Origin of the sequence: Rhodococcus sp. NPDC076796 (assembly GCF_040702765.1) — a bacterium.
In the GTDB taxonomy this organism is placed as follows: domain Bacteria; phylum Actinomycetota; class Actinomycetes; order Mycobacteriales; family Mycobacteriaceae; genus Rhodococcoides.
In genome coordinates, this window is the sequence record NZ_JBFBMS010000002.1 from 599,173 (window position 1) to 625,828 (window position 26,656).

Annotated in this window: 26 protein-coding genes and 1 tRNA gene; 12 read left to right on the top strand and 15 right to left on the bottom strand. The window is 64.8% G+C overall.

Features of this window, described 5'->3' with window-relative positions:
- The first annotated feature begins 1 nt into the window (after position 1).
- A complete protein-coding gene (locus AB0366_RS08115; RefSeq protein WP_366243402.1) occupies positions 2-688 on the top strand; it encodes a pyridoxamine 5'-phosphate oxidase family protein in 687 nt (228 codons plus the stop codon).
- On the opposite strand, the gene tgt is transcribed toward AB0366_RS08115, so the two are convergent.
- The 6 genes from tgt to AB0366_RS08145 form a co-directional block, all read right to left on the bottom strand.
- Positions 642-1,880, bottom strand: coding sequence for a tRNA guanosine(34) transglycosylase Tgt (gene tgt, locus AB0366_RS08120; protein WP_094668999.1), 1,239 nt, complete (start codon positions 1,878-1,880; stop codon positions 642-644). The genes AB0366_RS08115 and tgt overlap by 47 nt on opposite strands.
- Before the next feature lie 48 nt (positions 1,881-1,928).
- Positions 1,929-3,869, bottom strand: coding sequence for an ABC transporter ATP-binding protein (locus tag AB0366_RS08125; RefSeq protein ID WP_366243823.1), 1,941 nt, complete (start codon positions 3,867-3,869; stop codon positions 1,929-1,931).
- Positions 3,870-3,877: 8 nt separating this feature from the next.
- Positions 3,878-5,608 carry an ABC transporter ATP-binding protein gene (locus AB0366_RS08130; RefSeq protein ID WP_366243403.1) on the bottom strand — a complete coding sequence of 577 codons (1,731 nt, stop codon included), beginning with the start codon at positions 5,606-5,608 and terminating at the stop codon, positions 3,878-3,880.
- Positions 5,609-5,700: 92 nt separating this feature from the next.
- On the bottom strand, positions 5,701-7,989 hold the full coding sequence (locus AB0366_RS08135) for an MMPL family transporter (RefSeq protein ID WP_366243404.1): 2,289 nt from the start codon (positions 7,987-7,989) through the stop codon (positions 5,701-5,703).
- A 2-nt stretch (positions 7,990-7,991) separates the two neighbouring features.
- Complete coding sequence (locus AB0366_RS08140; protein WP_366243405.1) at positions 7,992-8,681, bottom strand: TetR family transcriptional regulator; 690 nt, start codon at positions 8,679-8,681, stop codon at positions 7,992-7,994.
- Between the two features lie 86 nt (positions 8,682-8,767).
- On the bottom strand, positions 8,768-9,226 hold the full coding sequence (locus AB0366_RS08145; RefSeq protein WP_149407222.1) for an Rrf2 family transcriptional regulator: 459 nt from the start codon (positions 9,224-9,226) through the stop codon (positions 8,768-8,770).
- 96 nt (positions 9,227-9,322) lie between these two features.
- Here AB0366_RS08145 and AB0366_RS08150 point away from each other — a divergent pair, with 96 nt between their 5' ends.
- Complete coding sequence (locus tag AB0366_RS08150) at positions 9,323-10,228, top strand: sterol desaturase family protein (RefSeq protein ID WP_366243406.1); 906 nt, start codon at positions 9,323-9,325, stop codon at positions 10,226-10,228.
- Here AB0366_RS08150 and AB0366_RS08155 read toward each other — a convergent pair.
- Entirely contained in the window at positions 10,209-10,898 is a 690-nt protein-coding gene (locus AB0366_RS08155; RefSeq protein WP_366243407.1) for a YceI family protein, read from the bottom strand. The genes AB0366_RS08150 and AB0366_RS08155 overlap by 20 nt on opposite strands.
- A gap of 120 nt (positions 10,899-11,018) precedes the next feature.
- Between AB0366_RS08155 and AB0366_RS08160 the strand changes: the two genes are divergently transcribed.
- The 3 genes from AB0366_RS08160 to AB0366_RS08170 are packed head-to-tail and all read left to right on the top strand — an operon-like array spanning position 11,019 to position 13,419.
- Entirely contained in the window at positions 11,019-12,029 is a 1,011-nt protein-coding gene (locus AB0366_RS08160; RefSeq protein ID WP_366243408.1) for a PHP domain-containing protein, read from the top strand.
- Positions 12,026-12,940: an alpha/beta hydrolase gene (locus tag AB0366_RS08165; protein ID WP_366243409.1), complete on the top strand. Its 915-nt coding sequence runs from the start codon at positions 12,026-12,028 to the stop codon at positions 12,938-12,940. Before AB0366_RS08160 ends, AB0366_RS08165 begins: the two co-directional genes overlap by 4 nt.
- 23 nt (positions 12,941-12,963) lie before the next feature.
- Positions 12,964-13,419, top strand: coding sequence for a hypothetical protein (locus AB0366_RS08170; RefSeq protein WP_366243410.1), 456 nt, complete (start codon positions 12,964-12,966; stop codon positions 13,417-13,419).
- Positions 13,420-13,864: 445 nt separating this feature from the next.
- On the opposite strand, the gene AB0366_RS08175 is transcribed toward AB0366_RS08170, so the two are convergent.
- From AB0366_RS08175 to AB0366_RS08190, 4 genes are all read right to left on the bottom strand, one after another.
- Positions 13,865-13,955: transfer RNA gene (locus tag AB0366_RS08175), tRNA-Ser, on the bottom strand.
- Between the two features lie 58 nt (positions 13,956-14,013).
- The gene (locus tag AB0366_RS08180) at positions 14,014-14,211 is read right to left on the bottom strand and encodes a CsbD family protein (protein ID WP_366243411.1); all 198 of its coding nucleotides are present in this window, start codon (positions 14,209-14,211) and stop codon (positions 14,014-14,016) included.
- Positions 14,212-14,304: 93 nt separating this feature from the next.
- Positions 14,305-14,760, bottom strand: a complete 456-nt coding sequence (locus AB0366_RS08185; RefSeq protein WP_366243412.1) for a nucleoside deaminase — start codon at positions 14,758-14,760, stop codon at positions 14,305-14,307.
- A 3-nt stretch (positions 14,761-14,763) separates the two neighbouring features.
- Positions 14,764-15,303: a tRNA adenosine deaminase-associated protein gene (locus tag AB0366_RS08190; RefSeq protein ID WP_094635770.1), complete on the bottom strand. Its 540-nt coding sequence runs from the start codon at positions 15,301-15,303 to the stop codon at positions 14,764-14,766.
- 81 nt (positions 15,304-15,384) lie between these two features.
- Here AB0366_RS08190 and AB0366_RS08195 point away from each other — a divergent pair, with 81 nt between their 5' ends.
- A complete protein-coding gene (locus AB0366_RS08195) occupies positions 15,385-16,338 on the top strand; it encodes a prephenate dehydrogenase (protein WP_366243413.1) in 954 nt (317 codons plus the stop codon).
- Here AB0366_RS08195 and AB0366_RS08200 read toward each other — a convergent pair.
- Entirely contained in the window at positions 16,311-16,826 is a 516-nt protein-coding gene (locus tag AB0366_RS08200) for a putative glycolipid-binding domain-containing protein (protein WP_366243825.1), read from the bottom strand. The genes AB0366_RS08195 and AB0366_RS08200 overlap by 28 nt on opposite strands.
- Positions 16,827-17,014: 188 nt before the next feature.
- Between AB0366_RS08200 and AB0366_RS08205 the strand changes: the two genes are divergently transcribed.
- Positions 17,015-17,356, top strand: coding sequence for a hypothetical protein (locus AB0366_RS08205; RefSeq protein WP_121872896.1), 342 nt, complete (start codon positions 17,015-17,017; stop codon positions 17,354-17,356).
- Between the two features lie 10 nt (positions 17,357-17,366).
- Here AB0366_RS08205 and AB0366_RS08210 read toward each other — a convergent pair whose 3' ends face one another.
- Together AB0366_RS08210 and AB0366_RS08215 are read right to left on the bottom strand one after the other, a co-directional pair.
- Complete coding sequence (locus tag AB0366_RS08210; protein WP_366243414.1) at positions 17,367-19,190, bottom strand: ABC transporter ATP-binding protein; 1,824 nt, start codon at positions 19,188-19,190, stop codon at positions 17,367-17,369.
- A complete protein-coding gene (locus tag AB0366_RS08215; RefSeq protein ID WP_366243415.1) occupies positions 19,183-20,976 on the bottom strand; it encodes an ABC transporter ATP-binding protein in 1,794 nt (597 codons plus the stop codon). The genes AB0366_RS08210 and AB0366_RS08215 overlap by 8 nt, the downstream gene beginning before the upstream one ends.
- A gap of 179 nt (positions 20,977-21,155) precedes the next feature.
- Here AB0366_RS08215 and dcm point away from each other — a divergent pair, with 179 nt between their 5' ends.
- The 5 genes from dcm (at position 21,156) to AB0366_RS08240 (ending at position 24,980) form a co-directional block, all read left to right on the top strand.
- A complete protein-coding gene (gene dcm, locus AB0366_RS08220) occupies positions 21,156-22,304 on the top strand; it encodes a DNA (cytosine-5-)-methyltransferase (protein WP_366243827.1) in 1,149 nt (382 codons plus the stop codon).
- Positions 22,301-22,717, top strand: a complete 417-nt coding sequence (locus AB0366_RS08225; protein ID WP_366243416.1) for a very short patch repair endonuclease — start codon at positions 22,301-22,303, stop codon at positions 22,715-22,717. Before dcm ends, AB0366_RS08225 begins: the two co-directional genes overlap by 4 nt.
- 62 nt (positions 22,718-22,779) lie before the next feature.
- Positions 22,780-23,820 (top strand): hypothetical protein, encoded by a 1,041-nt coding sequence (locus AB0366_RS08230; RefSeq protein WP_366243417.1) that lies wholly within the window; start codon positions 22,780-22,782, stop codon positions 23,818-23,820.
- Between the two features lie 9 nt (positions 23,821-23,829).
- On the top strand, positions 23,830-24,534 hold the full coding sequence (locus AB0366_RS08235; protein WP_366243418.1) for a DUF998 domain-containing protein: 705 nt from the start codon (positions 23,830-23,832) through the stop codon (positions 24,532-24,534).
- Entirely contained in the window at positions 24,495-24,980 is a 486-nt protein-coding gene (locus AB0366_RS08240) for a GAF domain-containing protein (RefSeq protein WP_366243419.1), read from the top strand. The genes AB0366_RS08235 and AB0366_RS08240 overlap by 40 nt, the downstream gene beginning before the upstream one ends.
- Here AB0366_RS08240 and dhaL read toward each other — a convergent pair.
- A complete protein-coding gene (gene dhaL, locus AB0366_RS08245; protein WP_366243420.1) occupies positions 24,964-26,622 on the bottom strand; it encodes a dihydroxyacetone kinase subunit DhaL in 1,659 nt (552 codons plus the stop codon). The two genes, AB0366_RS08240 and dhaL, sit on opposite strands and share 17 nt — an antisense overlap.
- Positions 26,623-26,656: the final 34 nt, after the last annotated feature.

The window sequence follows — 26,656 nt, forward strand, 5'->3', positions numbered from 1 at the left end:
CATGCCGCCGAACAACCACTATCACCACTTGATGTTCGGCCCTGCTGCGATTGCGCGGCAGAAGGTCGACGGCAGTTACACCGCCTACGGCTCGCAGACCGAGCGTCCCGACGACGGCCCGACGCCTCTCGACACTCGCGAGAAGGCCATGATTCGCGCGTTGGATCAGTTCCAGATCGCCACCGTCGCCGAGACCGGGTGGCCCTACATTCAGTATCGAAGTGGCCCGAAAGGCTTCCTGCAGGTCCTCGACGATCACACTCTCGGCTTCGCCGATTTCGCCGGAAACCACCAGTACGTCACGGCGGCCAATCTCGATCACGATGACCGCGTCGCACTGTTTCTGGTGAATTACCCTCTGCGGCAACGGCTCAAGCTCTACGGACGGGCGCGCACCGTCGAGCAGGCCGACGACCCCGAACTGCTGGACCGGCTGAGAAAAATCGGCGACATGACCGTCGCCGCTACCTGCGAGCGCAGCGTCGTCATCGACGTCGAGGCCGTCGACTGGAACTGCACCCGCAGCATCATCCCCCGCTACGACGCGAACTACCTCGCAGAGCTGTCGGAGGTGTATCAGCGCAAGGCGGCCGAGCGGGAACAGGAACTGCTACAGCGCATTTCAGAACTCGAAGATCAGCTCACGCAGTCTTCGACGCATAGAAGCGACCCAGGAACTCCGTCTTGAATTCCGCGAAGCGTCCCTGATCGATCGAGGCACGGATGTCGTCGACCAGTTTGACCGTGAAACGCTCGTTGTGGATGGTGCACAGCGTCGAGGCGAGCATCTCCTTGGCCTTGAACAGGTGATGGATGTACGCACGGGTGTAGTGCGCGCAGGTGTAGCAGTCGCAGTTCTCGTCTATCGGGGTGAAGTCGCGTCGATGCTTGGCGGTGTTGATGTTGAAGCGTCCCGTCGGCACGTAGATCGCCGCATTGCGCGCCACCCGTGAGGGATTGACGCAATCGAAGGTGTCGGCACCGTTCTCGATGGCGGTGAAGAAGTCGTCCGGCTCGCTAATGCCGAGCATGTGCCGCGGCTTGTGCTCGGGCAGTTCCTCGTTCACCCACCGAGTGATGGTGCCGAGGTTCTGCTTCTCGAGTGCGCCGCCGATGCCGTAGCCGTCGAATCCTCTGCCGGTCTCGCCGGTGATGGTCTCGAGATCGTGTGCGGCCTTGCGTCGTAGATCCTCGTACTGCGCACCCTGCACCACCCCGAACAGCGCCTGGTACGGCTTGTCGGCGCGCTCGACCGTGAGTCGTTCGTGCTCGAGGACGCATCGCTTCGCCCACGCCTGCGTCCGATCGACCGACTTCTCCTGGTAGCCCCGGGTATTCATCAGCGTGGTCAGCTCGTCGAACGCGAACATGATGTCTGCTCCGAGGCGGTGCTGAATCTGCATCGACACCTCGGGAGTGAACCGATGCTTGGAGCCGTCGAGGTGCGACTTAAACGTCACTCCGTCGTCGTCGACGTGTGCGAGGCGTTCCTTGCCCTCGGCGATGACGTCGTCGGACTGCACGCGTGTGGCGTCCATCGAGATGACCTTCTTGAACCCCACGCCGAGCGACATCACCTGGAATCCGCCGCTGTCGGTGAACGTCGGCCCGTCCCAGTTCATGAACTTGCCCAGCCCGCCCGCCTCGTCGACGATGTCCGAGCCCGGCTGCAGATACAGGTGGTAGGCATTGGCGAGCACAGCCTGCGCGCCGAGTTCCTTCATCGCCTCCGGCAGCACCGCTTTGACGGTCGCCTTTGTTCCCACCGCGATGAACGCGGGGGTGGCGATGTCACCGTGCGGGGTGTGGATGGTGCCGGTACGACCGAGCTCACCGTCGAGCCGGGTGCCGATATCGAAGCCGAAGCTGGAAGAACTCACCGCGTCAGTATGCCGCTGCGCGGCTTGTGAGCGGAAATTCGTAGCCCACTACGAAGTTCCGCTCACCTGCGGCGCCGCCGCTCCAGCCGCATTCAAGCGGAAGTAGGCACCCCTGGCCGCGAGCAGTTCCTCGTGATTGCCCTGCTCGACGATGCTGCCGTTCTCCATCACCACGATGGTGTCCGCGTCGCGGATGGTCGAAAGCCTGTGCGCGATCACGAAACTGGTGCGATCGGTTCGCAGCTTCGCGGTGGCCTTCTGCACCAGCAATTCGGTACGGGTGTCGACGGAACTCGTGGCCTCGTCGAGGATGAGAATCAGCGGCTTGGCCAAGAAGGCTCGGGCGATGGTGATGAGCTGCTTCTCACCGGCGCTGACGTTGTTGCCCTCCTCGTCGATGATCGTGTCGTAGCCGTCGGGCAACGAGTGGACGAAGCGGTCGACGTAGCTCACTCGCGCGGCCTCGAGGATTTCCTCCTCGCTGGCACTCGGGTCGCCGTAGGCGATGTTGTCGCGAATGGTTCCGCCGAACAGCCAGGTGTCCTGCAGCACCATGCCGGTGCGAGCCCGCAGTTCTTCGCGGGTCATCTTCCTGGTGTCGACGCCGTCGAGGGTGATTCGGCCGGAATCGATCTCGTAGAACCGCATGATCAGGTTCACCAGGGTGGTCTTGCCCGCGCCGGTCGGTCCGACGATCGCGACCAGATGCCCGGGATCGGCCACCAGCGATAGGTTCTCGATGAGCGGGCGGTCGGGAGAATAGCCGAACGAGACGTTGTCGAACTCGACGCGTCCTCGGCGCTCGGTGGGCCGTACCGCATCGGCGGGGTCGGCGTCTTCTTCCTCGGCGTCGAGGACCTCGAAGATACGCTCGGCCGACGCCACACCCGACTGGACCAGGTTCACCATCGCACCCACCTGGGTGAGCGGTTGCGTGAACTGACGCGAGTACTGGATGAACGCCTGCACCTCACCGAGGGTTAGTGTGCCCGACGCGACCCGCAGCCCGCCGACCACGGCGATGACCACGTAGTTGATGTTCCCGAGGAACATGATGACGGGCATGATCATGCCGGAGATGAACTGCGCCCGGAAGCTCGACTGGAACAGCTTCTCGTTGCGGTCACCGAACTCGCGTTCCACCTCTGCCTGACGACCGAAGGCCTTGACGATCTCGTGGCCCGTGTACGTTTCTTCGATCTGCGCGTTCAGCTTGCCGGTGTGCTTCCACTGCGCGACGAAGTGCGGCTGCGAACGCTTGGCGATGACGGCGGTGACCGCGAACGACGCCGGAATGGTCAGCACCGCAACGAGAGCCAGCAGCGGCGAGATCCAGATCATGACGCCGAGGATGCCCAGGACGGTGAGAATGCCGGTGATCAACTGACTCAGCGTCTGCTGCAGGCTGGTCGAGACGTTGTCGATGTCGTTGGTGACGCGGCTCAGCGTCTCGCCGCGAGCATTGTTGTCGAAGTACTTCAGCGGCAGTCGATGCACCTTCGCTTCGACGCTGCCGCGCAGCAACAGGATTCGACGCTGCAGCGCGATGTTGAGGATGTATCCCTGCGCCCAGGCCAGCACCGCCGACAGCACATACAGAACCAGTACCCACATCAGCACGGTTCCGACTGCGCCGAAGTCGATTCCGGCTCCTGGAGTCAGGTCCGTCCCGGACACCAGATCTGCGACGGAGTCGTTCCCTTCCGCCCGCAGCTGGTCGATGGCCTGTTCTCTGGTCAGACCCGGATCGAGCTCGCGGCCGACGACACCGTTGAAGATGAGGTCGGTCGCATGTCCGAGGACGCTGGGCGCGGCGACGGTCAGCACGGTGCTGGCGATACCGAACGCCAGCATGATCGACAGGAACACTCGCTCGGGAGCGAGCAGGCCGATCAGTCGCTTGAACGAGCCCTTGAAGTCGCGGGCCTTGGTTCCCGGCTTCACAGTTTTGGCGACGGGGGCGGTGTCCTCCTCTTCCGTCTTCTCCACCTGCGCGGTCACAGTGCACCCACGGCGTGCTGCGAGTCGACGATCTCGGCGTAGGTGGGGCAATCGGCCATCAATTGGTCGTGGGTACCCACACCTACCGGCTTTCCGTCGTCGAGTACGAGTATCTGATCGGCATCGATGATGGTCGAGACGCGTTGAGCGACAACGATCATGCAGGCATCTCGCGTCACTGCCTTCAGAGCCGCGCGCAGATTGGCGTCGGTGGTGAGGTCCAGTGCGGAGAACGAGTCGTCGAACAGATAGATGCTGGGTTTGCGGACCAACGCGCGGGCGATGGCGAGGCGTTGCCGCTGACCGCCGGAGACCGTCGTACCGCCCTGCGCGACGGGTGTTTCCAATCCCTCGGGCATGGCGCGAACGAAGTCGGCTCCCTGGGCGATCTCGAGTGCCTCCCACAGTTCTTCGTCGGTGGCGTCGGATTTGCCGTAGCGCAGGTTGCTCGCGATGGTGCCCGAGAACAGGTACGGCTTCTGCGGGATCAGACCGATCTCGGAGCGCAGCAGGTCCAGATCGAGTTCGCGGATGTCGACTCCGCCGATCCGCACCTCACCGCCGGTGACGTCGATGAGTCGCGGAATCAGATTGACGAGAGTGGACTTTCCCGAGCCGGTGCCGCCGATGATGGCGGTGACCTTGCCGGCCTCGGCCTCGAGATTCACCCCGCACAGCACCGGATATTCGGCTCCGGGGAAAGAGAATTCGGCGTTCACGAGCTCGACGGTTCCCGGCGAGGACGCGAACGTCTTGGGCTCACGGGGCAACACGACCGAGGATTCGGTGGCCAGTACCTCGCTGATGCGATCGGCGCACACCGACGCGCGGGGAACCATCATCGCGATGAACGAGGCCATCATCACCGACATGAGGATCAGCATGATGTAGCTCAGAAGTGCTGTGAGAGAGCCGATCTGCATCGTACCGTCGTCGATCGCGTGGCCGCCGAACCAGATGACGGCAACACTGGTGACGTTGCTGATGAGCATGACCGTCGGGAACATCAGGGCCATGAGCCGTCCGACGCGGAGAGCAGTGTCGGTGAGCGCGGTGTTGGCCGCTCCGAACCGGTCGATCTCGAAATCCTCGCGAACGAACGCTCGTACCACGCGGATTCCGGTGATCTGCTCACGCAGAACACGATTGACTGCGTCGATACGCTTCTGCATCGAGCGGAACGCTGGCACCATCTTGATGATGATCAGGCCCATGGAGATCGCGAGCCCGGGCACCGCGATCATCAGGATCCAGGACAACCCGAGGTCCTCGCGCAGCGACATCACGATGCCACCGACGCACATGATGGGGGCCATCACCACGATGGTGAATCCCATGACGATCACCAACTGCACCTGCTGAACGTCGTTGGTGTTGCGGGTGATCAGCGACGGCGCACCGAACTGGCCGACCTCACGAGCCGAGAATGTACCGACGCGGTGCAGGATCGAACCGCGCAGGTCACGTCCGACACTCATGGCCGTGCGAGCACCGATGAACACCGCGGCCACCGAGCTGATGATCTGCACCGCCGAGACCATCAGCATCACTCCGCCGGCGGAGAGGATGTAGCCCGTGTCGCCGGTGGTGACGCCCTTGTCGATGATGTCGGCATTGAGGCTGGGTAGGAACAGTGCCGCCAGCGTGGCGACCAGTTGGAGCAGAATCAGCGCGACGATCGGCATCTTGTACGGAGCCAGATACGTGCGCAGCAGGGGGATCAGCATGATGGCCGAAGATTACTCGTACACATGGATAACAGTCTCTCCGTTTTTCGAGTGTTGCGGGCAATCTTCGGCCGACCGGCTGCAGTCGAGAATTACGCGGTCTTCTCCGGTGCCGTCTTGAGCTTGGCACCTTCGATGTCGACGTCCGGCAGAACCTTGTCCAGCCACTTCGGCAGCCACCAGGCCTTGTCGCCGAGCAGCGCCATCACGGACGGAATCAGCACCATACGCACGACGAACGCGTCGAAGAACACGGCGGCGGCGAGCGCGAATCCGATGGACTTGATGAACGAGTCCGGCTCGGCGATGAACGCGGCGAACACCGAGATCATGATGATCGCTGCCGAAGTGACCACGCGTGCGCCGTACTTGAAGCCGTTGACGACGGCATCCTTGGCGGCGGCACCATGGACGAACTCCTCACGCATTCGCGAGACGAGGAACACCTGGTAGTCCATCGCCAGGCCGAACACGACACCGATCAGGAAGATCGGCATGAAGCTGACGATCGGCTGCGGATTGGAGATCAGGCCGAGCCCACCCTCTTGGAAGATGAACACCGTGGCACCGAAAGTCGCGAGGACACTGAGCAGGAAGCCCAGTGTTGCGGTCAGCGGCACCAGGATGGAGCGGAACACCAGCATCAGCAACACGAAGGCCAGGCCGACAACCACTGCCAGGTACGGAATCAACGCGTCCTGCAGTCGTTCGGAGACGTCCAACTCGAGCGCCGTCTGTCCGGTAACGCCGTAGGAGACGCCGTCGCTGGCCAGCACGCCCGGTTCGGCGTCCCGCAGGTTCGCCACCAAATCCTTCGTCTGCTCACTGTTCGGCGAGGACGACGGCGTGACGAGAATCTGCGCGGTGTCACCGGCCGGGTTGACGGCGATGATCTGCGCGTTCGTGACGTCCGACTGCTCGACGACGGCCTCGACGACCTTGCCGAACGACGCAGTCCGATCGGCCTCGGCCACATTCGACGCGTCGGCGATGACCAGCAGAGGTCCGTTGCGTCCCGGTCCGAAGCCCTCGTCGACGATGTCGTAGGCCTGACGCGCGGGCGTGGACGGATCCGACGTGGCGATCGATGGCAGAGCCAGCGACAGTCCGGTGGCCGGGCCTGCGATGACGCCGAGCAGAACGATGCCGCCGATGAGTCCCACCGCGGGCCGCTTGACCAGGAACCTGGCCCACCGAAGTCCGTTGGTGGGCTTGGCATCGGGAGATTCCGGGTCGGCAGTGTTGACGAACTTGATCTTGCCTGCGAAGGCCTTGTTCTTGTAGAGGCCGAGCATGGCGGGCAGGAACGTCAGGGCGATGAGGACCGCGATGAACACTGCGAATCCGGCTGCCAGACCCATCTGCGACAGGAACGGAATGCCGACGACGCGCAGTGCGACGAGGGCGATCAGCACGGTGGCACCGGCGAACACGACGGCCGAGCCTGCCGTTCCCACCGACCGGCCGACGGCTTCCTCACGGTCGTCGGTGAGCGTCAGCTCGTGTCTGTAGCGAGCCAGAATGAACAGGGAGTAGTCGATCGCGACGGCCAGACCGATCATGATGGCGAGCACCGGTGTGAACGTCGACAGGTCGGCGAAGCCGGATGCGGTGGTGATCGCCAGGCTCGAGATGCCGATTCCGACGATGGCGGTGATGAGCGGCAGGCTGGCGGCAGCGGCGGAGCCGAACATGATGAGCAGCACGACGGCGGCCACGGCCAGACCGACGAGTTCCGACGTTCCGCCGGGCGGGGCGGTGTCCTGCGCGACGGTTCCGCCGAGCAGGACGGTCAATCCGGCGTCACGGGCCGGCTGTGCGGCCTCGTCGAGTTCGGTTCGGATCTGGTCGGTGACGTCGGCGAGCTCGACGTTGATCGGCACGGTGACCGTTCCGACGTTGCCGTTGGGGCTCAGCGGTGAAGTGGCTGCGGCGTCGGCTGCAACCTCGTCGGCCGGGGTACCTGCCTCCGCTGCCGCCTCGGTGTATCGCTCGATGGTGGACTGATTTGCAGCGACCGGATTCGCCAGCGGCGGAGCACCTTCCGCGGGCTTCGCGGCGTCCACCTTCTCGATCTCGGCGATGGTGGCATCGATGGCCGAGGTGTACTGCGGGGTGTCCAGCGTCTGCCCGTCGGGCGCCTGGAACACGTACTCGGCGTTGACTGCGGTGAGCGGATCCTCGGCGTTGCCGAATCGCTCCTCCTGCAGGTCCAGTGCGGCCTGCGCCGGTGTGCCCGGGATGTTGAACGAGTTGGCTGTGGGACCGGACAGCGTCGCTGCGCCGACTCCGGCGAGAACCAGAATCGCCAGCCACAGTCCGAGGACGATGCCCTTGCGTCGGTACGCGAATCTTCCGATTCGGTAGAGATAGGTGGCCACTGTCAAGCTCCTCGGTTGGGTTCGGACGAGTCGGGATGGGGATGAGGTTCGGGGTCAGGAGTGGAGCCTGCGGAACGACCATGTGGTTCCGGTAGGCCCGCGCGCAGTTGGTCGAAGGCGTCTTCGATGAGGGCCCTGGGCGTCGACGCACCCGCGCAATCGGTGACCCAGATGTTCAGTGCTGCCGTGACGGCACCACCGACGGCCATCTGGAGCAGGTTGGGGTAGAGGTCGGTGTCGATATCGGTGCCGGTTCGCTCGGCGATGGCTTCGCCGAGTTTGCGGGTCAGCGATTGGTGCATTTCGAGCTTGCGCGCCATCAGGGCAGGGTTGGCCTCGATCAGCCGCGCTGCCGCGAAGGTGTCGTCCAGATCCCGGCCGGGGTCCGCGACGAGGTTGATTGCGATGTGCCGCAACGAGTCCCAGATCGGTTCGGTCGACGGCCTGGCGCGCAGGAGCTCGAACCATTCGAGTGCAGACACTTCGATGTGGTGGAGTACTGCTTCTTCCTTGTTGGAGAAGTAGTTGTGGAACGTGCGGGTGGAGACTCCCGCTTCGTGCGCGATGGCGTCGGCGGTGACCGCGTCGAAGCCGTGCTCCTTACCCAGACGCACGGCGGCCATGCCGAGGGCGTCGCGGGTGGCGGCCTTCTTCAGATCACGAAGGCCCGTCGGAGAAGTCACGCTTACCAACCTACGGAACTTGCACTGTTCTGCAAGTTTGCAGTGGAGTGCAATTTTGTCGATCGCGCCACACCAGGCAACGGATGTGACTCAGCTCATCGACGCGCCCATGCGGTCGGCTCGCTGATCAGCTCCCCGACGAAGTCCGGGAGATCGTTCTCGACGATGTCCGCCAGCGACACCGCTTCGAGCACCGCCCGCAGATTGACACGTACGGCCAGCCATACCCGAGTGAGCGGCTCGGCCGGACCGGAATACTCCGCATCCTCGGGCCGCTGACCGCGCACCGACGCCAGCGGGCCCTCGACGGCCCTCATCACATCGGCAACAGAAATGTCCGACGCCTCCCGCGCCAGCCAGTAGCCGCCGTCGGGTCCCCGTCTGCTACACACCAGATCTGCGCGACGCAGGTCCGAGAGCACCGATTCGAGAAATTTGTGGGGAATGCCCTGCGCCATGGCCAATGCCTCGGCCTTCGCGGGCCGCTGTCCACCGACCGCCGCGAGTTCGACAAGCGTCCGAACCGCATAGTCCGCCTTGGCCGTGATGTGCACGTTTCAATTCCTACCATTGCAGTAGGGAATTAGCGAACAATCCACCATTTTGCGTTACACTTCTTCGGTGAATGTCACGCACGGCGGGAGGGTCGAATGAACGAGTGGATCGGTTCGGCGTGGAATGCCCTACCCGAACCGCTGCGCGATCCCGTGGCGCTGGCCATCCCCGCGTTCGCGCTGCTGTTGGCCATCGAGTGGATAGCGGCCGCGAAGCTCGAAGACGGTGAACGCGGTAGCTACTCCAGCAAGGACGCCCGGGCCAGCCTCAGCATGGGATTGGTGTCCATCGCGACCACCACGGCATGGAAGGCACTGGCGTTGGTCGGCTACACGGCGATCTACGTCTACGTCGCGCCGTGGCATCTCCCGGCCGACGCCTGGTACACGTGGGTGATCCTGATCCTGGGCGTCGACCTGCTGTTCTACGGCTATCACCGCATCGCGCATCGAACCCGACTGATCTGGGCGACGCATCAGGCACATCATTCGAGCGAGTACTTCAACTTCGCGGCGGCGCTGCGACAGAAGTGGAACAACAGCGGCGAGGTCATCATGTGGCTACCGCTCCCCCTGCTGGGCATGCCGCCGTGGATGGTGTTCGTCGGCTTCTCGATCAACCTCGTCTACCAATTCTGGGTACACACCGAGCGCATCGACCGGCTGCCGCGTCCGTTCGAGTTCGTCTTCAACACGCCCTCGCACCATCGCGTCCATCACGGCCGAGATCCTCAGTATCTGGACAAGAACTACGGCGGCATCCTCATCATCTGGGACCGCCTGTTCGGCACCTACGCCGAGGAAGTCGAGCGCCCCAACTACGGCCTCACCAAGCCCGTCGACACGTTCAACATCTGGACCCTCCAGACACACGAATACCGCAACATCGCGCGGGATGTTGCGGCATCGCGGTCATGGAAGGAACGCGTCGGATATCTCGTCGGACCGCCGGGATGGACGCCCGGGCCCGCGAGAGAACGCGCTACTGCTGACTTAGATTGATCAGGAAGTCGACGGTTCCCGAGCCCTCCACGGTGACGAAGCCGAGCGACGGCGGTTCGATGCCGTAATCGGTCCACGTGGTCGGAATGGCGCCCGACGCGATGAGCGTGTCACCGGACTGCAGCACCTCCATCTCCACCGAGACCGGACGCGTCTGATCCTTGAGCGTCAATGTGCCCTCGGCGGTGACGGTTTCGGTGGTGCCGTCCTTGGGCAGCGAGGACAGATCGATCGGCGAGTCGATGTTGAACGTCGCCGTCGGGTAGGTGGCGGTGTCGAAGATGTTGCCGCGGAACTGGCCGTCACGGCGATCACTGTCGGTGCTGATCGAGTTGGTCATGACGACCACCTGCCCCTCCGTGAGGGTGTCGTCGGCGATGACGACGTTGCCTGCGACCTCGGTCGTCGACCCGACGACGGTGACATCGGACCCGTTGAGCAGCTCGTCGACGGTGTAGCCCGCGGCGGTCGCGTTGGCAGCGTCACCTGGAGTGACGATCCACCGTCCATCGATGCTCTCGGTGCTGGCGGCTTGCGCGCCCGAGGTGGACACCGATGCTGCCGGGGCGTCGTCTTCTTGCAGCGATGCATAGATCTTGGGGCCGAAGTACAGCCCGAGCGCCACCACGGCGACGACAACTACTCCTACGATCCACCATTTCTTGGTCATGACTGCCGATGGTAGTTGCAGCTTCAAGCCTATGGGGAGTGAGCGACCTGGTAAGTCCCTGAGAGTTTTGTCCGTTTACCCCGTGAACACGTGTCGGTACCGCCAGGCACAATGGACCGCATGGACCCGGTGGACGCACTTCGAGAGATCGGCTTCTGGCTCGAACGCTCTCGCGCGGACACCCATCGAGTCAAGGCCTACCGTCGGGCAGCAGATGTCGTCGAATCCCTCACGCCCGCACAACGATCCGAGCACGAGAAAGCAGACAGTTGGTCCTCGCTGACCGGCATCGGAGCCAAGACCTCGCTGATCATCCGCCAGGCTCTGACCCAGGACGTTCCGGACTATCTCCTCGAGCAACGAGGCGCGGCAGAACCCATCGGCGACAACGAACTTCGCGGCGCACTGAAGGGCGATCTGCACACCCATTCCAACTGGTCCGACGGCGGCAGCGGAATCGAGGAGATGATGCGCACCGCCGCGAGGCTCGGCCACGAATACTGCGCGCTCACCGATCATTCCCCGCGTCTCAAGGTCGCCAACGGCCTCACCGCCGAGCGGCTGCGCGCACAGCTCGACGTGATCGCCGAGCTCAACGAGCGGCTCGCACCGTTCCGCATCCTCACCGGAATCGAAGTCGACATTCTCGACGACGGATCCCTCGACCAGGACGAGGGTCTGCTCGCAGAGCTGGACGTGGTGGTGGCGAGCGTGCACTCCAACCTGCGAGCCGACTCCAAGACGATGACCAAGCGGATGGTCACTGCCATCGCCAACCCGCATGTCGACGTCCTCGGCCACTGCACCGGACGGCTCGTCGAGGGTGGCCGCGGCACCCGGCCCGAATCGACGTTCGACGCCCCAGTGGTGTTCGAGGGCTGCCGCCAGTTCGGCACCGCAGTGGAGATCAATGCCAGACCCGAACGCCAGGATCCCCCCGAGCGACTGATCGACATCGCCCTCGAACGCGACTGCCTGTTCTCCATCGACACCGACGCACATGCACCCGGGCAGCTCGACTGGCAGGGCTACGGATGCATCCGCGCCGAAGCACAGGGTGTGCCTGCCGAGCGCGTGATCAACACCTGGCCGCTCGCCGAATTGCTCGAGTGGACGGCGCAGCGCGCGTGAATCGTCGTCATTTCCTCTCCGGTCTGCTGACGGTCGCGTTGGTCGGCTGCAGTTCGGCCGACACCGACTCCTCACCGAGTACCGCCGAGACGTATTCGGCTGCGCTGCAACCGGTATCGGGCCCGGCCGGGGATCCCATCCGACTGAAGTACGGATACGAACCGGACAACATCGGCGACCTGTACCTCCCCGACAACAACGCCACCTCGCTCCCAGTGGTGGTGATGATTCACGGCGGCGGATGGCAGGAAGATCTCGACCTGTCGTACTTCCAGCAGATGTCGACGGCCATCGCCGACGAGGGCATCGCCGTGTGGAACGTCGAGTATCGGCGTGGCCCGAACAACTGGGCCAACACCCTCTCCGACGTCGACGACGCCACCGAGGCACTGGCAACCGTCGTACAGGGTGCAGCGGACGGGAGGCTCGATCTCGATCGCGTGCACGTCGCCGGACATTCGGCCGGCGGCCAACTCGCCGCGTGGGTGGCGGCTCGACACCTCATGCCGGTCGACGCACCGGGAGCAGAACCGAAGATCCGACCACGTAGCGCCACCATCATGGCCGGCGTCTTCGACATGAAACGAGCAGCCGACATCGGCGGCGACAAGTTCGTGCCTGCCTTCCTCGGCGGTATGCCGAACGAGGTGCCCGGACGCTACAAGATCGCCTCACCCATCGAATACCTCCCCCTCGACGTTCCACTGACCGCGCTGCACGGTGACGCCGACCAAACCGTCTCGGTGAATCAGAGCCGCGTCTACGTCGACGCCGCCACGAAGGCGGGCAGCACCGACCCCGAGCTCGTCGTGCTGCCCGGAGCCGGACACGGAGCGTTTCTCGACCCGAAGAACCTCGCCTGGTCGACGGCGCTGGGCACCATTACCGGACGTGCGCAAACGCTGCTGTGAGCCGCAGGTGGTACACAGTTGCGATGAACGGAAAAATCGCGACCGGATTGCTCGGGCTGATCGTCGCCGTCTCGGTTGCCGGATGTAGCAACGACCCGTCGACCGCGGAAGCGTCGAGCACACCCGCCGCGGCTACGACCACGTCTGCTGTCGCCTCCACCACGGTCCCGATCAGCACCACGGTCGAAGCACCTGCGCCCGCTCCTGCGCCTGTTTCCGAGGTACCGCCTGCTGCCGAGCCCGCGGCCCCGACCGACGCGACCTCAGGCGTCACCGGTGAAGCGCTCTACCAGCAGACCTGCACGCAGTTTCTGCCGTCCATCGATGCGCTGGAGCAGACCGGTATCTCCGATCGCGCCGCATCCGTCGAGGGTCTGCGCAACGAAATGACCACCGCGCCCAGCTGGAACGACGTGCCCCCCGGCGATCAGAACGAAATTCTGCGCGGACTCGACGCCGCCGGTGCGGGACAGTGCTGAGCGTCTGAGTCGCTGGGGGTTCGGCGCCCGGCCTGGCCCGGGCCCCGGTGATCCCGCAAACGCGCGCGCATTTGCCAGGAGCGCGCGGAATAGACCCCGGATCGGTGGCGAATCCGAACGCGTCTGACGAATGCGCGCGCGTTTGCGACAGACATAGCCGCAGAGGACCGAAACCTCTGCACCCGTGTAACCAGCACCCGTGAACTCCTGAGTACGCCCACTTCCGCCCGGTGAACCCCTGAGTGCGCCCACTTCCGCCCGGCGACCCCGCAAACGCGCGCGCATTTGCCAAGTGCGCGCGAAATAGACCCCTAATCGGAAGCGAAACCGAACGCGTCTGACGAATGCGCGCGCGTTTGCGGATGAACCCAATCCGGCCGCTGACCCCCACCCCCACCCAGCGCACAAAAAAACTCCCCACCCGACGGATCGGGTGGGGAGTTCTTGGCGGTGGCGGAGGGATTTGAACCCTCGGACGGGGATTACCCGTCACACGCTTTCGAGGCGTGCTCCTTAGGCCGCTCGGACACGCCACCGCAAAAGACTGTACCGGAATGACGGCCTGAGGCTAAATCGCCTGCTCAGCGCGTGAATCTAGTTGCCGGTGAGCTTGTCCTTGATGTTCGAGGCTGCGTCCTTGACCTTCTCGACGCCGTCCTTGACTGCTGCCGAGGCCTGGTCGCCCTTGCCTTCTGCTTCGAGGTCCCTGTCTCCGGTGGCCGAACCTGCGGCTTCTTTGGCTTTGCCGCCGAGGTCTTCGGTCTTGTTCGAGATCTTGTCGCCGATTCCCATAGTTCTCTCCTTCGCAGAGGGTGGAGCGCTTCTTTGCGCCTGCCCTCCACCCTCCACAAAAGTGGACATCGGGGCCACTGAGTGACGAGATCGTTATCTCTGGCGAGCGAAGAACCTGGTCAACACCTCGGCGCATTCGGCTTCCAACACGCCGCCGCGAACCTGTGGTCTATGGGTGAGTCGACGGTCTCGCACGACGTCCCACAGCGAGCCGACGGCTCCGGTCTTGGGTTCCCACGCCCCGAACACCACTGCTCCGACGCGGGCTAGAACCAATGCCCCGGCGCACATCGTGCAGGGTTCCAACGTGACGGCCAGGGTGCAGCCTTCGAGTCGCCAGCCGTCCCCGTGGACAGCCGCTGCTCGACGCAGTGCGATCACTTCCGCATGTCCGGTGGGGTCGCCCGACGCCTCCCGCGCATTGCAGGCCCGGGCGATCTCACGTCCCGAGGAGTCGAACACGACGGCTCCGACGGGGACGTCTGCATCCGAGGCCTCGGCCGCAGCCGACAGCGCTGCGCGGATCATGTCCGCGTCGGACACCGGCATCGGTTACCGCCGCAGCTTGTTCACCGCTGCGGCGAACTCGTCCTCGAAGCCCAGGCGTTCGGCGATGGACTGCAGCTGCTCGTCCGGGTAGTCGTCGGTCTCGGCGACGATGATGCCAAGGACGGCCTCGGGTAGTCCGAGGTCCGCGAGCAGCGCGAGGTCGCCTTCTTCGTAGGGTTCGATGTCGTCGAGTTCGTCGGGGTCGACGTCGGGGATCTCGATGTTCAACGCATCGAGAACGTCCGCGGCGATTTCGTAGTCCACTGCGGCGACCGCGTCGGACAGCAGGAGTCGGGTGCCGTTCGGTGCGGGACGCAGGATGACGAAGAATTCCTCGTCCACGTCGAGCAGTCCGAACACCGCTCCCGAGCTGCGCAGCTCACGCAATTCGGTCTCTGCCGCCGACAGACTGGTCAGTGCGTCGTCGGACAGCGGCGTGACGGTCCACTTGCCTTCCTCTCGGACAACTGCAACGCCGAATCCCTCGAGGTCGTCGTATTCCGGTGCGGATGCGCGGTTGTTGTTCGCGCGCTGTGCGGCCATGCGCGCAACGGTAGTCCGGTAGGGGCCTGTATTCGAAGTCCACCTCCCGTCGACGTCACCCACCTGTGCCAATCTGATCGGGTGACTTCTTCTTCGGTGTGCGTTCTGGGTCTCGGACTGATCGGTGGGTCGATCCTGCGCGCGGCACACGACGCAGGCCGTCAGGTGTGGGGATGGAACCGATCGGCCGACGCGATCGCCGGTGCCACCGCCGATGGCTACGACGTCGGTACCGACCTGGCAGCCGCGCTGAGCAGGGCCGCAGCACAGGACGCGTTGATCGTCGTCGCCGTCCCGATGCCTGCCGTCGACTCCGTTCTGGCCGCCGTGGCCGAGCACGCGCCCGCTGCTCCGATCACCGATGTCGTCAGCGTCAAGGCAGAGGTCGCCGCTGCCGTGGCCACTCGCGGACTAAAGGCCCGCTACGTCGGCGGACATCCCATGGCGGGCACCAACCAGTCGGGGTGGTCGGCCACCGATCCGACGCTGTTCGCCGACGCGGTGTGGGTGGTGGCTACCGACCCGGGAGTCGACGCGGACGTGTGGGTTCGGGTGGCCCAGCTCGCCCTCGACTGCGGTTCGGTGGTGGTGCCGGCCGAGAGCGTCGAACACGATCGCGCCGTCGCCAGAATTTCACATCTACCGCACCTGCTGGCCGAGGCACTGGCGATGGTGGGAGCGGCAGGCGGACCACTCGCGCTCGGCCTGGCCGCGGGCTCGTTCCGGGACGGGACGCGGGTGGCGTCGTCGTCGCCGAATCTCGTCCGCGCGATGACCGAGGGCAACGCCGCCGCTCTCCGAACCGCGCTCGACGAAGCGCTGCATGCACTCACCGCAGCGCGCGAAGAACTGGACGAAGGCTCGACGAAAACGCTGGTCGACGCCGGAAACGCAGCGCGTCTGCAGTACGAGCAGCATCAGCGCTTCGAGATCACCGACATCACCCCGGGCGAACCGGGCTGGCGGGAGAAGCTGCAGGACGCGGGTCGACGCGGTGGCGTCGTGCGTCAGATCCGCTCGGCCAGTCCCGGGTAGTCGAGCACGAAGCCTTCGGCGTCGACCCTGACCGACGACGTGGAGACCGGCGAGATGACGTGGATGCCCTCGGAACCACTGCTGTAGGTCAGCGTGGCTTCCTGGATGCTGAGGTCGAGCAGGTTCACGTACACCGTGGGCACCTCGAGGTCCTGGACCTGGGTGTGCAGACCGAATCGACGGATCGGCAGAGTGTTGAAGAACGGGCTGAGCACCATGTCGACGTCGAGCGCTCCGCTGTAGGTCGAGCGCTGATGGCTGGTGCTGTTCTCCACCATCCAGTAGCCCTCGTCGTCGCGGCTGACGGAGGCCTGCCGGTCCCCGGACGCGAGCGAGGTGCGCACCGAGAGCCGCTTGGTGACGCCGTATTCGTCGGTCACCAGGTCGTAGGACGCGCTGAAGGCGGGGTGATCGCTGCACGCGGCACCGATGATGCGTCCGGCAGCCTTGATGCGGTTGCCCGAGAGCTGGACCCGCACGGACTCCATGCGGGGAACGTCGTGCGCCCGCCAGGTCAGAATGGAGGGCCAGGTTTTCGCGTCTGTGGAGTCGGTCGCGGGGATGGAGACTTGCTCTGCACCCGATGCTTGAGTGATCACCCACCTACGGTAGGCGACGATGCCCCCAGAAGATCAAGCGGACGTGCCTTTTCTCGCAGTTCATTAAGGTTGTGCCCGTGACGACAGAGAACACCGGCGGCGGGCAGTTCGATTTCGCGCACTCCGAGCAGGCTGCGAAGAGTCGACAGGACAAGGCGAAAGCTCTGGCGCGCTACGTGTGGGATCGCGGCATCACCGGTGCCGAGCTGCTCGACCTCACCGACGCAGTCCGCCGCAAACTCGCCCGCGCCGCCGATCTGCACCCGCCGAGCACGATGGAGACGTGGACCATCGTGGCCGAGTTGCTCGACCGTAAATCCGCCTGGGCGGCCGAGCACCCGGGCCACGACGGTGCGACGCCCCAGCACGCGGACGAGAAGATCATGTGGGTCAAACCGCCGATCACCCCGTGGACCTGAACAACGGGACCTAGACGAGCGAGTCCTCCCACGCCTCGTGCAGGTGCGCGAAGCGTCCCTCCCCCGCGATGAGGTCCTCGGGGGTTCCGTCTTCGACGATGTTTCCGTCGGCCATGACGAGTACTCGATCTGCGATGGCCACCGTCGAGAGGCGGTGCGCGATGATCAGCGCCGTTCGTCCCTGCAGGATCGTCTCGAGCGCGCGCTGCACCAGCCGCTCACTCGGGATGTCCAGGCTCGATGTTGCCTCGTCCAGCACGATCACCGACGGTGCGGCGAGGAACACCCGCGCGAAGGCCACTAATTGCCTTTGGCCCGAGGACAATCGGCCTCCGCGCTTGCGCACGTCGGTGTCGACTCCCTCCGGTAGCGACGCGATGAACTCCGTCAGTCCGACGGCGTCCGCCGCTGCCTCCACTTCCTCGTCGGTCGCGGTCGGGCGGCCGAGTCGGATGTTGTCGGCCACCGAACCGGAGAACAGGAACGACTCCTGTGTCACCATCACGACGTTGCGGCGCAGGTCCTCGTCGCTGATCTGCCGCATGTCGACGCCGTCGAGTCGGACGGCTCCGGCCGTCGGATCGTAGAAGCGCGCCAACAGCTTTGCCAGTGTCGACTTGCCCGCTCCGGTGGCTCCGACCATCGCGACCACCTGTCCGGCGGGTACGTGCAGCGAGAATTCCGGCAGCACGACGCGTTCGGGGCCGTAGGAGAAGTGCACGTCGTCGAACGTGATGTCGCCCTTGGCCGTTCCGATCTCCACCGGGTTCTTCGGTGCCGTCACCGACGGTTCTTCTTCGAGTACACCGGAGATCTTCTCCAGGGCAGCGGCGGCGGACTGGTAGGCGTTGAACACCATCGCCAGCTCGTCGAGCGGGCCGTAGAACCTGCGCAGATACAGCACGTAGGCCGCGAGGACACCGATGTCCATGTGGCCGTTGATCACTCGCCAGCTACCGAACACCAGGATGATCGCGAGCGTGACGTTGCCGATCCAGCGCACGATGCCGGTGTAGCTCGCCATACCGCGCAGCGCCGCAGTGGTGGCGTCGCGGTACTCCGAATCCTCGGTGCTGAGAATGGCGTCGTTGCGGCCCTCGCGCCGGAACACCTGCACGGCGCGGATGCCGCCCATGGATTCGACGAAGTGGACCACGACGCGGGCGATCGCCACCCGTGTTCGACGGTATCCCTGGCGTTGTCGGCGCTGCGACCACCGGGTGACGAGGACCAGCGGCACGAAGCCGGCCAGCACGATCATCGCCATCGGAACGTCGAGGTAGACCAGGATGATCGCGATCGACACCATCGACAGGATGGCGGTCAGGGCGTCGTTGAGCGCGCTTTCGAGCAGTGTCTGCAGAGATTCGACATCACTGGTCAGTCGCGAGATCAGCCGTCCCGAGGTGTAATTCTCGTGGAAAGACAGGCTCAGCTTCTGGGCATGGTCGAACACCCGTCCGCGCAGGTCGTACAGGATGTTCTGACTCAGCCGACCCGAGACGGTGAGAAATGCGTAGGTGGTGAGCATTCCGAGCAGACCGAAGCCGGTGTAGCCGCCGACCGCCCACAGCATCGGACCCCAATCACCCTGTCCTGCAGCACCGACGCCGTTGTCCAGTGCATAGGCGATGAACAGCGGACCGGCAACGTAGGTGATGTTGTCGACCAGAATGATCAGGAAGGACAGCAGGGCCTGCCTCTTGTACGGCCGCACCAATGAGGCGAGCAATCGTCGAGAACGCCCGGCCAACACCAGGTTTCCGGTTGCGTCGACCTCCGATTCCTCGCCGCCGACTCCGCGCCAATCCGTAGCTGCGGTTTGCTCAGCCATGAATCGACCCCATCACCTCGCGGTACCGCGGCGACGTCGCCAGCAGTCCCTCGTGTGTTCCCTGCTCCACAATTCTTCCGTTCTCGAGATACAGCACGCGGTCGGCCAACGCAGCGGTCGACGGCCGGTGCGCCACCAGCACTGTCGTCGAGTGCGCCAATACGCGCCGCAGTTCCTTCTGCACTTTGGCTTCGGTGTCCACGTCGAGCGCAGACAGTGGGTCGTCGAGCACCAGCACCCGCGGTTTGCCCAGCACTGCCCGCGCCAACGCGAGCCGCTGCCGCTGCCCGCCGGACAGACTCATGCCCTGCTCACCGATGCGGGTGGCCAGACCCCAGGGCAGCTGCTCGACGAAATCCGTTGCGTGCGCGATCTCCAACGCCTCGGCAATCTCGGCATCGGTCGCGTCGGGCGAACCGAGCGCGATGTTCTCGCGCGCACTGGCCGAGAACAGCACCGGATCCTCGAACGCCACCGTGACGATCGACCGTAGATCGGCCAACCGCATCGAGGTCACGTCGATGCCGTCGATGGTGATGGACCCCTCGGTGGCGTCGAACAGCCGAGGGACGAGGTTCGTCAGCGCAGTCTTTCCGCTACCGGTGTTGCCGACCAGCGCGACGGTCTCCCCCGGCTCGATGACGAAGCTGACGTCGGTGAGCAGCGGCGACGACGCGTCGGGAAAGGTGAATCCGACGCGATCGAATTGCACTCGGCCACGGATTCTTTCGGGTAATTCGACGGGATTGTCCGGATCGGTCACGGTTTCGGGAGTATCCATGATTTCCCAATACCGATCTGCCGCCGTGCGTGCGTTGTTCAGCTCGGCCAGGAGATACCCGAAGGATTCGATCGGCCACAGCAGGAAGGCGACGATGGCAATGGCCGCGACGAGCGTGCCGACCGTCATGGTGCCCTGCACGATCGAGTACGTACCCACAGCCAGGATCGCGCCGATGGTGATCGGCTGCAGCCCGACGATCACCGCCCAGATGATCGCCAGGTAGCGCACCTTCTTCAGCTCGGTACCCCGCAGCGTTCGGGCCTGACGCAGAAACTGCTTGCCCAAGTGCGCACTTCGGCCGAACGCCTTGAGGACGCGGATGCCCTGGATGGATTCCTCGACCGTCGTCGTGACGTCGCCTGCCTGATCCTGAGCGTCACGGGCCACAACGCGATAGAGCGTCTCGAACTTGGTGCAGGCGATCACCAGCGGTACCGACGTCACCAGCATGATCAGCCCCAATTGCCAGGACTGCACCAGCAATACGCCGATGCCCACGACCAGTGTCACGGCGTTGATGATGATGAACGGGCCGATGAAGGCCATGAACCGCCGCAGCGAACCGAGGTCTGCGATGGCTCGCGAGAGCAGCTGACCCGATTCCCAGCTCTCGTGAGCCGAGACCGACAGTCGCTGCAATTTGTCGAATACCGTTGCACGCGCTGAAATCTCGAACTGACTCGACGGGCGGGAGACCAGGTAGCGGCGAACCCAGATGCCGAGTGCATCGATGGTGCCGAGCAACAGGACGAATGCCGCAGGCCACCAGACAGCAGAGAAATTGCGATCGGTGATGGGGCCGTCGATGACGCGTTGCATCACCAGCGGAATCACCAGACCGGTCATGGTGGCGATCAGCGAGACCACGATCGAGGCGATGTAGAACCACTTGTACGGCAGCAGAAACGGCGCGAAACGACGCAGTGAGCTGGGCGGCTTCGCGGTGTCCGGGTATGGCTGATCGAGGGTTCGGGTTTCGGGATCGAGCACACCCGTAGACACAGTTCTTCTCCTTATTGCTGTGCTCGAATGATTTCATTGCACAGGCTCAGTTTCCAACCGATTTTTCGGCCCTCGCATTCCAGTGTGAAACCGAGGGGCGTGGTCGAGGTCAAGCGCAGCGCCTCTCGAGTAACGTAGGACCGTCGGGCGAGGGAAGGGCACACGTGAGCGCACGGTCGATGGTCGGGTTGTTCGCGGGGATCGGCGGGCTCGAGCTGGGGCTGGCCGACGCAGGGTGGACGACGCAGTTGCTGTGCGAGATCGATCCCGGAGCCGGGGCCGTCCTTCGAGCGCGGATGCCCGAGACACCCCTGCACACCGACGTCACCACTCTCCGAAGCCTGCCCGCCGACACCGAACTGGTCGCGGCCGGCTTCCCGTGTCAGGACCTTTCCCAGGCCGGACGCACCGCGGGCATCACCGGTGCGCGTTCCGGTTTGGTGGACGAGGTGTTTCGGCTGGTCTCGCGTCGACGCGGTCCGCGATGGTTGCTGATGGAGAACGTGCCGTTCATGCTGCAGCTCGGCCGCGGGGCCGCCATGCGACACATCACCGATGCGCTCGAGGACCTCGGGTACATGTGGGCCTACCGCGTCGTCGACGCCCGCGCGTTCGGGTTGCCGCAGCGTCGACAGCGCGTGGTGATGCTGGCCTCGCGCACCGACGATCCGCGGGAGGTGCTGTTCTCACAGGACGCAGGCCCGCTGCCCGACGGCGATCCCACCACCCAGCCGTGCGGCTTCTACTGGACCGAGGGCATCCGCGGCCTGGGCTGGGCGGTCAACGCGGTCCCGACGCTCAAGGGCGGATCTTCCCTCGGCATCGCCAGTCCCCCGGCCGTTCGCCTACCGTCAGGGGAGATCGTCACTCCCGGCATCATCGGTGCCGAGCGTCTGCAGGGCTTCGATCCGGAGTGGACGCTGCCCGCCGTCCAGCAGCCCGGCGTCCGCAGCGGACATCGGTGGAAGCTCGTCGGCAACGCCGTCAGTGTGCGGATGGCATCATGGGCGGCGAGCGCCCTCGACGACCCGAAGCCGTACGACGCCTCGAACGATCTGGCTCTGCTACCCGGTCAGGCCTGGCCGACTGCAGCGTGGGGACGCGATCGGACGACATTCAAGGTGACGGTATCGACCATGCCGGTGCACGAGCCCTACGAAGACCTGATCGATTTCCTTGACGACGCAAAGCTGCTCTCCGCGAGAGCTACCGCCGGGTTCCTCAAGCGGGCACGAACCGGCAACCTCCGTTTCATCGACGGTTTTCTCGACGACCTCGACGCCCATCTCGAGCGTATGGGCGGGTACGCCGAGCGGGTTCCGGTGTGAGCGCAGACCGGCCCGCCACCGACGCCGAGACCAGTGCGCGACTGAGCAAGCAGAAACGCCGCGACACCAAGCCCGAGGTGGCGCTGCGGCAGGCGCTGCACCGTCGAGGTCTGCGATACTTCGTCGATCGCGCTCCACTGAAGGGCATGAGGCGTCGAGCAGATCTGGTCTTTCCCAAACGCAAGGTCGCGGTCTACGTCGACGGTTGCTTCTGGCACAGCTGCCCGGTGCACGCGACCGCGCCTCGCAACAACGCGCAGTGGTGGGCCGACAAACTGGCCGCGAACGTCGCCCGAGATCGCGACACCGACCAAAAGCTCCTCGCGGAGGGATGGCGCGTGGTGCGCATCTGGGAACACGAGGATCCCGCCGTGGCGGCCGACCGCGTCGAGAACGAACTCACGTCAGAGTGAAACCTCAGACGGTCCCCGCGCGTCCAACCCCATGATCGGTTGATTCGAGTTCGGGGGAAACGGTGCGTAGAAATTGGTTGCTCGCGGGGGTGGCGCTGGCGATGTCGGTATCGACGAGCGGATGCGCGGTGGTTCTGCTGGGCAGCGCCTCCCCCGCAAGCAGTGCGCCGCAGAACAGGTACGGGTTCGAGATGTCCGAGGCAGACCGGTACCTTGCGGACTCGGCGGCGTTCGTACGCAGCCTCGACCCCTGCGGTTTTCTCACCGAGGTCGACCTCGCGGCCCTGGGCACAGTGGTGCAGCTGCGGCCCGAGGGCGAATTGAGCACGTGCTCGGCCAGTCTGAAGCCTGGACGATCGAGCGCCATCGACTCCGTCTCCATCGACCTGAACGGATATCAGCCGACGCCGGACGATCCCCGCTTCGAGCAGATCACGATCGATGGCGAACAGGTGTTCCTCGAAGACTCCTCGCGAGGGTCGTGCCGCATCAGCTTTCCGCTTCGCGCCGAGTTCGACGGAGCCGGCACCGGGACCATGGACGGCTTCCTCACCGAATCCGGTCGTAGTTTTGCCACGATCGACGTCTACCGCTCCGACGCGGACGCGTGTGCTGCGGCGACAACCGTCGCCGAAACCGCACTCGGCCTGCTGGACGACCCACCCTTGCGGGCCGATTCCAAGTACAACCTCCCGCTGGCCATGAAAGATCCGTGCGCCGTCCTCGAACACCTGCCCGCAACCTGGACGGTCGACCGGTGGAACCCTCCCGCCGCTCCATACCGTTGCCACTTCACGGCATCCTCGTCGACGTTCGAGGACAACCTGGTGATGCTCGACGTCACGCTCACCTACGTCGATGCCGATCTGCGTTCGACGGACAGCGAAACCGTCCGGCAGGGCAACTACACCGTCGACACACGCGCCCTGGATTCGTCGTGCTTCGCCGACATCGTGTTGGGCAACCCTGTGCTCGGCATGCCCGAGAATGACGACTCTGCCGCGCGCTATGCCCGCACGGTTCCCACACTGTCCGTCCTGGCCGACGATTGCGAGTCCGCGACAGCGCTGGCGGTGGCAGCTGCCGATGTCCTGACTGGCTAGCCTTGGTCGGTGCGTTCGAGAACTGAAGGCGTGGATATCCGCCGCGTCGTAGCGGCGATCTGCTTGATCCTCGCCGGACTGCTGTACTCCGCGTGGGTGGCCGAATTCTTCCTCGACACCGGTCTCGACCCCACCACATCGTTCCTCAGCGAACTCGACGCTCGCGATCAGCCGTACCGCGAATTCTTCTCCACCGCAGACGTCGTCACGGGTTCGCTGATGATTCTCGCGGCGATTCTCGGCTTCCTGGCAACCCCGCGTCGACGGCTTTTCGTCACCGGCTGGGTGGCGTCGGGCATCTTCGGTATCGCGACCATCGCCGACGCTAAACTCCCCCTCGAGTGTGTGGCCGCCGACGATCCGAGTTGCCCGATCGAGCCGAGCGGATTGTTTCCGCAACTCCACCATCTCCACGCTCTGACCAGCACCATCGCGGTGTTCGCGATCTTCACCGTCATGATCGCGTTCACGGTGGCCGCGTTCCGCTACCGGCTCTACCCGCTGCTTCGCACGCTGGGCCTGGCTGTCCTGATCGTCACGACGCTGGCCACCGCGTGGCTGCTGATCGCTGACAATCTGCCCGGCGACCACGGCCTCGGTGTCGCGCAACGCATTCAAGTGGGTGGCATGTCGGCGTATCTGGTGGTGCTGGGGTGTGCGCTTAGACTCGGAACATGTCTTTCACCGCGACGGAACTCAACGGTTCCAAGGTAGAGCAGTACCAGCAGCTCACCGAGCAGGCCCGGGGACTGGTGTTCGAGGAATCGAACCTCATCGCCAACGCCGCCAACCTGTCTGCGCTGGTGTATCACGCTCTGCCCGAGGTCAATTGGGTCGGCTTCTACCTGTTCGACGGCACCGAACTGGTGGTCGGGCCATTTCAGGGTCAGCCTGCCTGCGTCCGCATCGCCCTGAGCAAGGGTGTCTGCGGCGCGGCGGCGACCACCCGGGAGACGCAACGCGTCGCCGACGTCCACGCCTTCCCGGGCCACATCGCGTGTGACGCCAACACTCGCTCCGAGGTCGTCGTACCGCTGTACCAGGGCGAGACCCTGATCGGCGTGTTCGATCTGGACAGCCCTGTCCCCGACCGCTTCGACGCCGACGATCAGGCCGGCCTCGAAGCGATCGCGGAGGTCTTTCTCAGTTCGCTGGAGTAGAACTCGCTGCTGCCTCGAAGAACCAGGCCATGACCAGCGCACCGGGGTCGACGACGCCGCGCGCGGCCTCACCGACGTAGCTGGCACGGCCGCGGTTGGCGGTGATGTCCTTCGTCGATTCGGCTCCGGTTTTCGCGGCGTCGGCGGCCTGCTGCAGGGTGCCGCCGTCTTTCTCGAGTGCATCGACGGCAGGGGCGATGGCGTCGACCATCGTCTTGTCGCCCACCCGTGCACCACCGAGTTCGGTGATGCTGTCCAGCCCGGCCCTCGCCGCCTTTCCGATGGCCGCAGAAGAGGGCTCGGATTCGAGCATTGTCCGGTAGAACTGGCGGAACCAGATACCGAACAGCGCGCCGGAGGTACCGCCCGCGTGTCCGAGGTAGGCCTCGCTCACTGCCTCGAATACCGTTGCTGCCGAGTAGTTTTCCTTGATGGCGTCCAGATCGAGCTGTTCGAGTGCGGCCACCATGTTGGTTCCGAAGTCGCCGTCGCCTGCCTTGCGGTCCAGCTCGGTCAGGGCCGGTTCTTCGTCGAGCACCCGCTGCGCCCATGTCCCGATCCACTTCGAGACGAACGCCGACACCTCTCCGGTGTCGGAGGGCTCGAACGAGGGCCCGAAGCCGCCGCGTTCGGCCACCGGCTTCACGCCACGGCTGTGGGCGTTGGGCCAGCCGGGAGCGTCGGTGGGTGCGTCCCAGAGTTCGAGCAGTTCGTCGTCTGCGCGCACGAGGGTGATCGAGGCTCCGCCCATGTTGAGTGCGGTGACGAAGCTGCCGACGAGCGAGCGGGAGATCTCGATCCCTTTGCCGTGCAGGTATTCCGAGAGTTCACCGAACAACAGGTGCAGCTCCAACGGATGCGTTGCCCCGAGCCCGTTGACCACCGCAATCACCGATTCGCCCGAGTTCAACCCGAGCGAGTCCACGATGGGATCGGTCAGTTTCGCGACGATCTCCTGCGCGGGAAGCCCTGGCACTCGGTCGGTGCCACGTTCTCCGTGGATGCCGATGCCGAGTTCGATTTCCTCCGAGGGGAGGTCGAACGAGGGAGCATCGGCGCCCGGAAGCGTCGGCGGATTCATCGCGACGGCCATGCTGCGTGCGTTCTCCGCGGTTCGACGCCCCAGCGCGACCACGGCCTGCAGGCTGTCGCCGCGTTCTGCCGCTGCGCCGCATACCTTTTCGACGACGATGGTCGCTGCGGTGCCGCGGCGACCCGGGCCGTCCTCGCTCTCGCTGGCCACGTCGTCGTCGACGAGGACGACGTCGGCGACAATGCCGTCCTCCTGCAACAACTCTCGGGCGATCTTGAAGTTCATCACGTCGCCGGTGTAGTTCTTCACGATGTGTACCACTCCGCCGCCGGAATCCACGGCCTTGGATGCCTCGTGCACCTGGAGAGCGTTGGGCGAGGTGAACACCAGGCCGGGGCAGGCGCCGGTGAGCATGCCGCGGCCGATGAAGCCGGCATGTAGCGGTTCGTGACCGGATCCCCCACCGGAGAGCAAGGCGACCTGGCCGTCGGAGATGCGATAGCGACGTGTCAGGTATCCGGGGTCGGCATGCCATGCGATGTCGTCGGTGGCGGCGACGAAGCCGCGGAGGGCGTCGGCGACGAATGTTCGAGGGGAATTGGAGAACATGCCTCCACCCTAGCCACCTGCGGCGCGTCCCTTC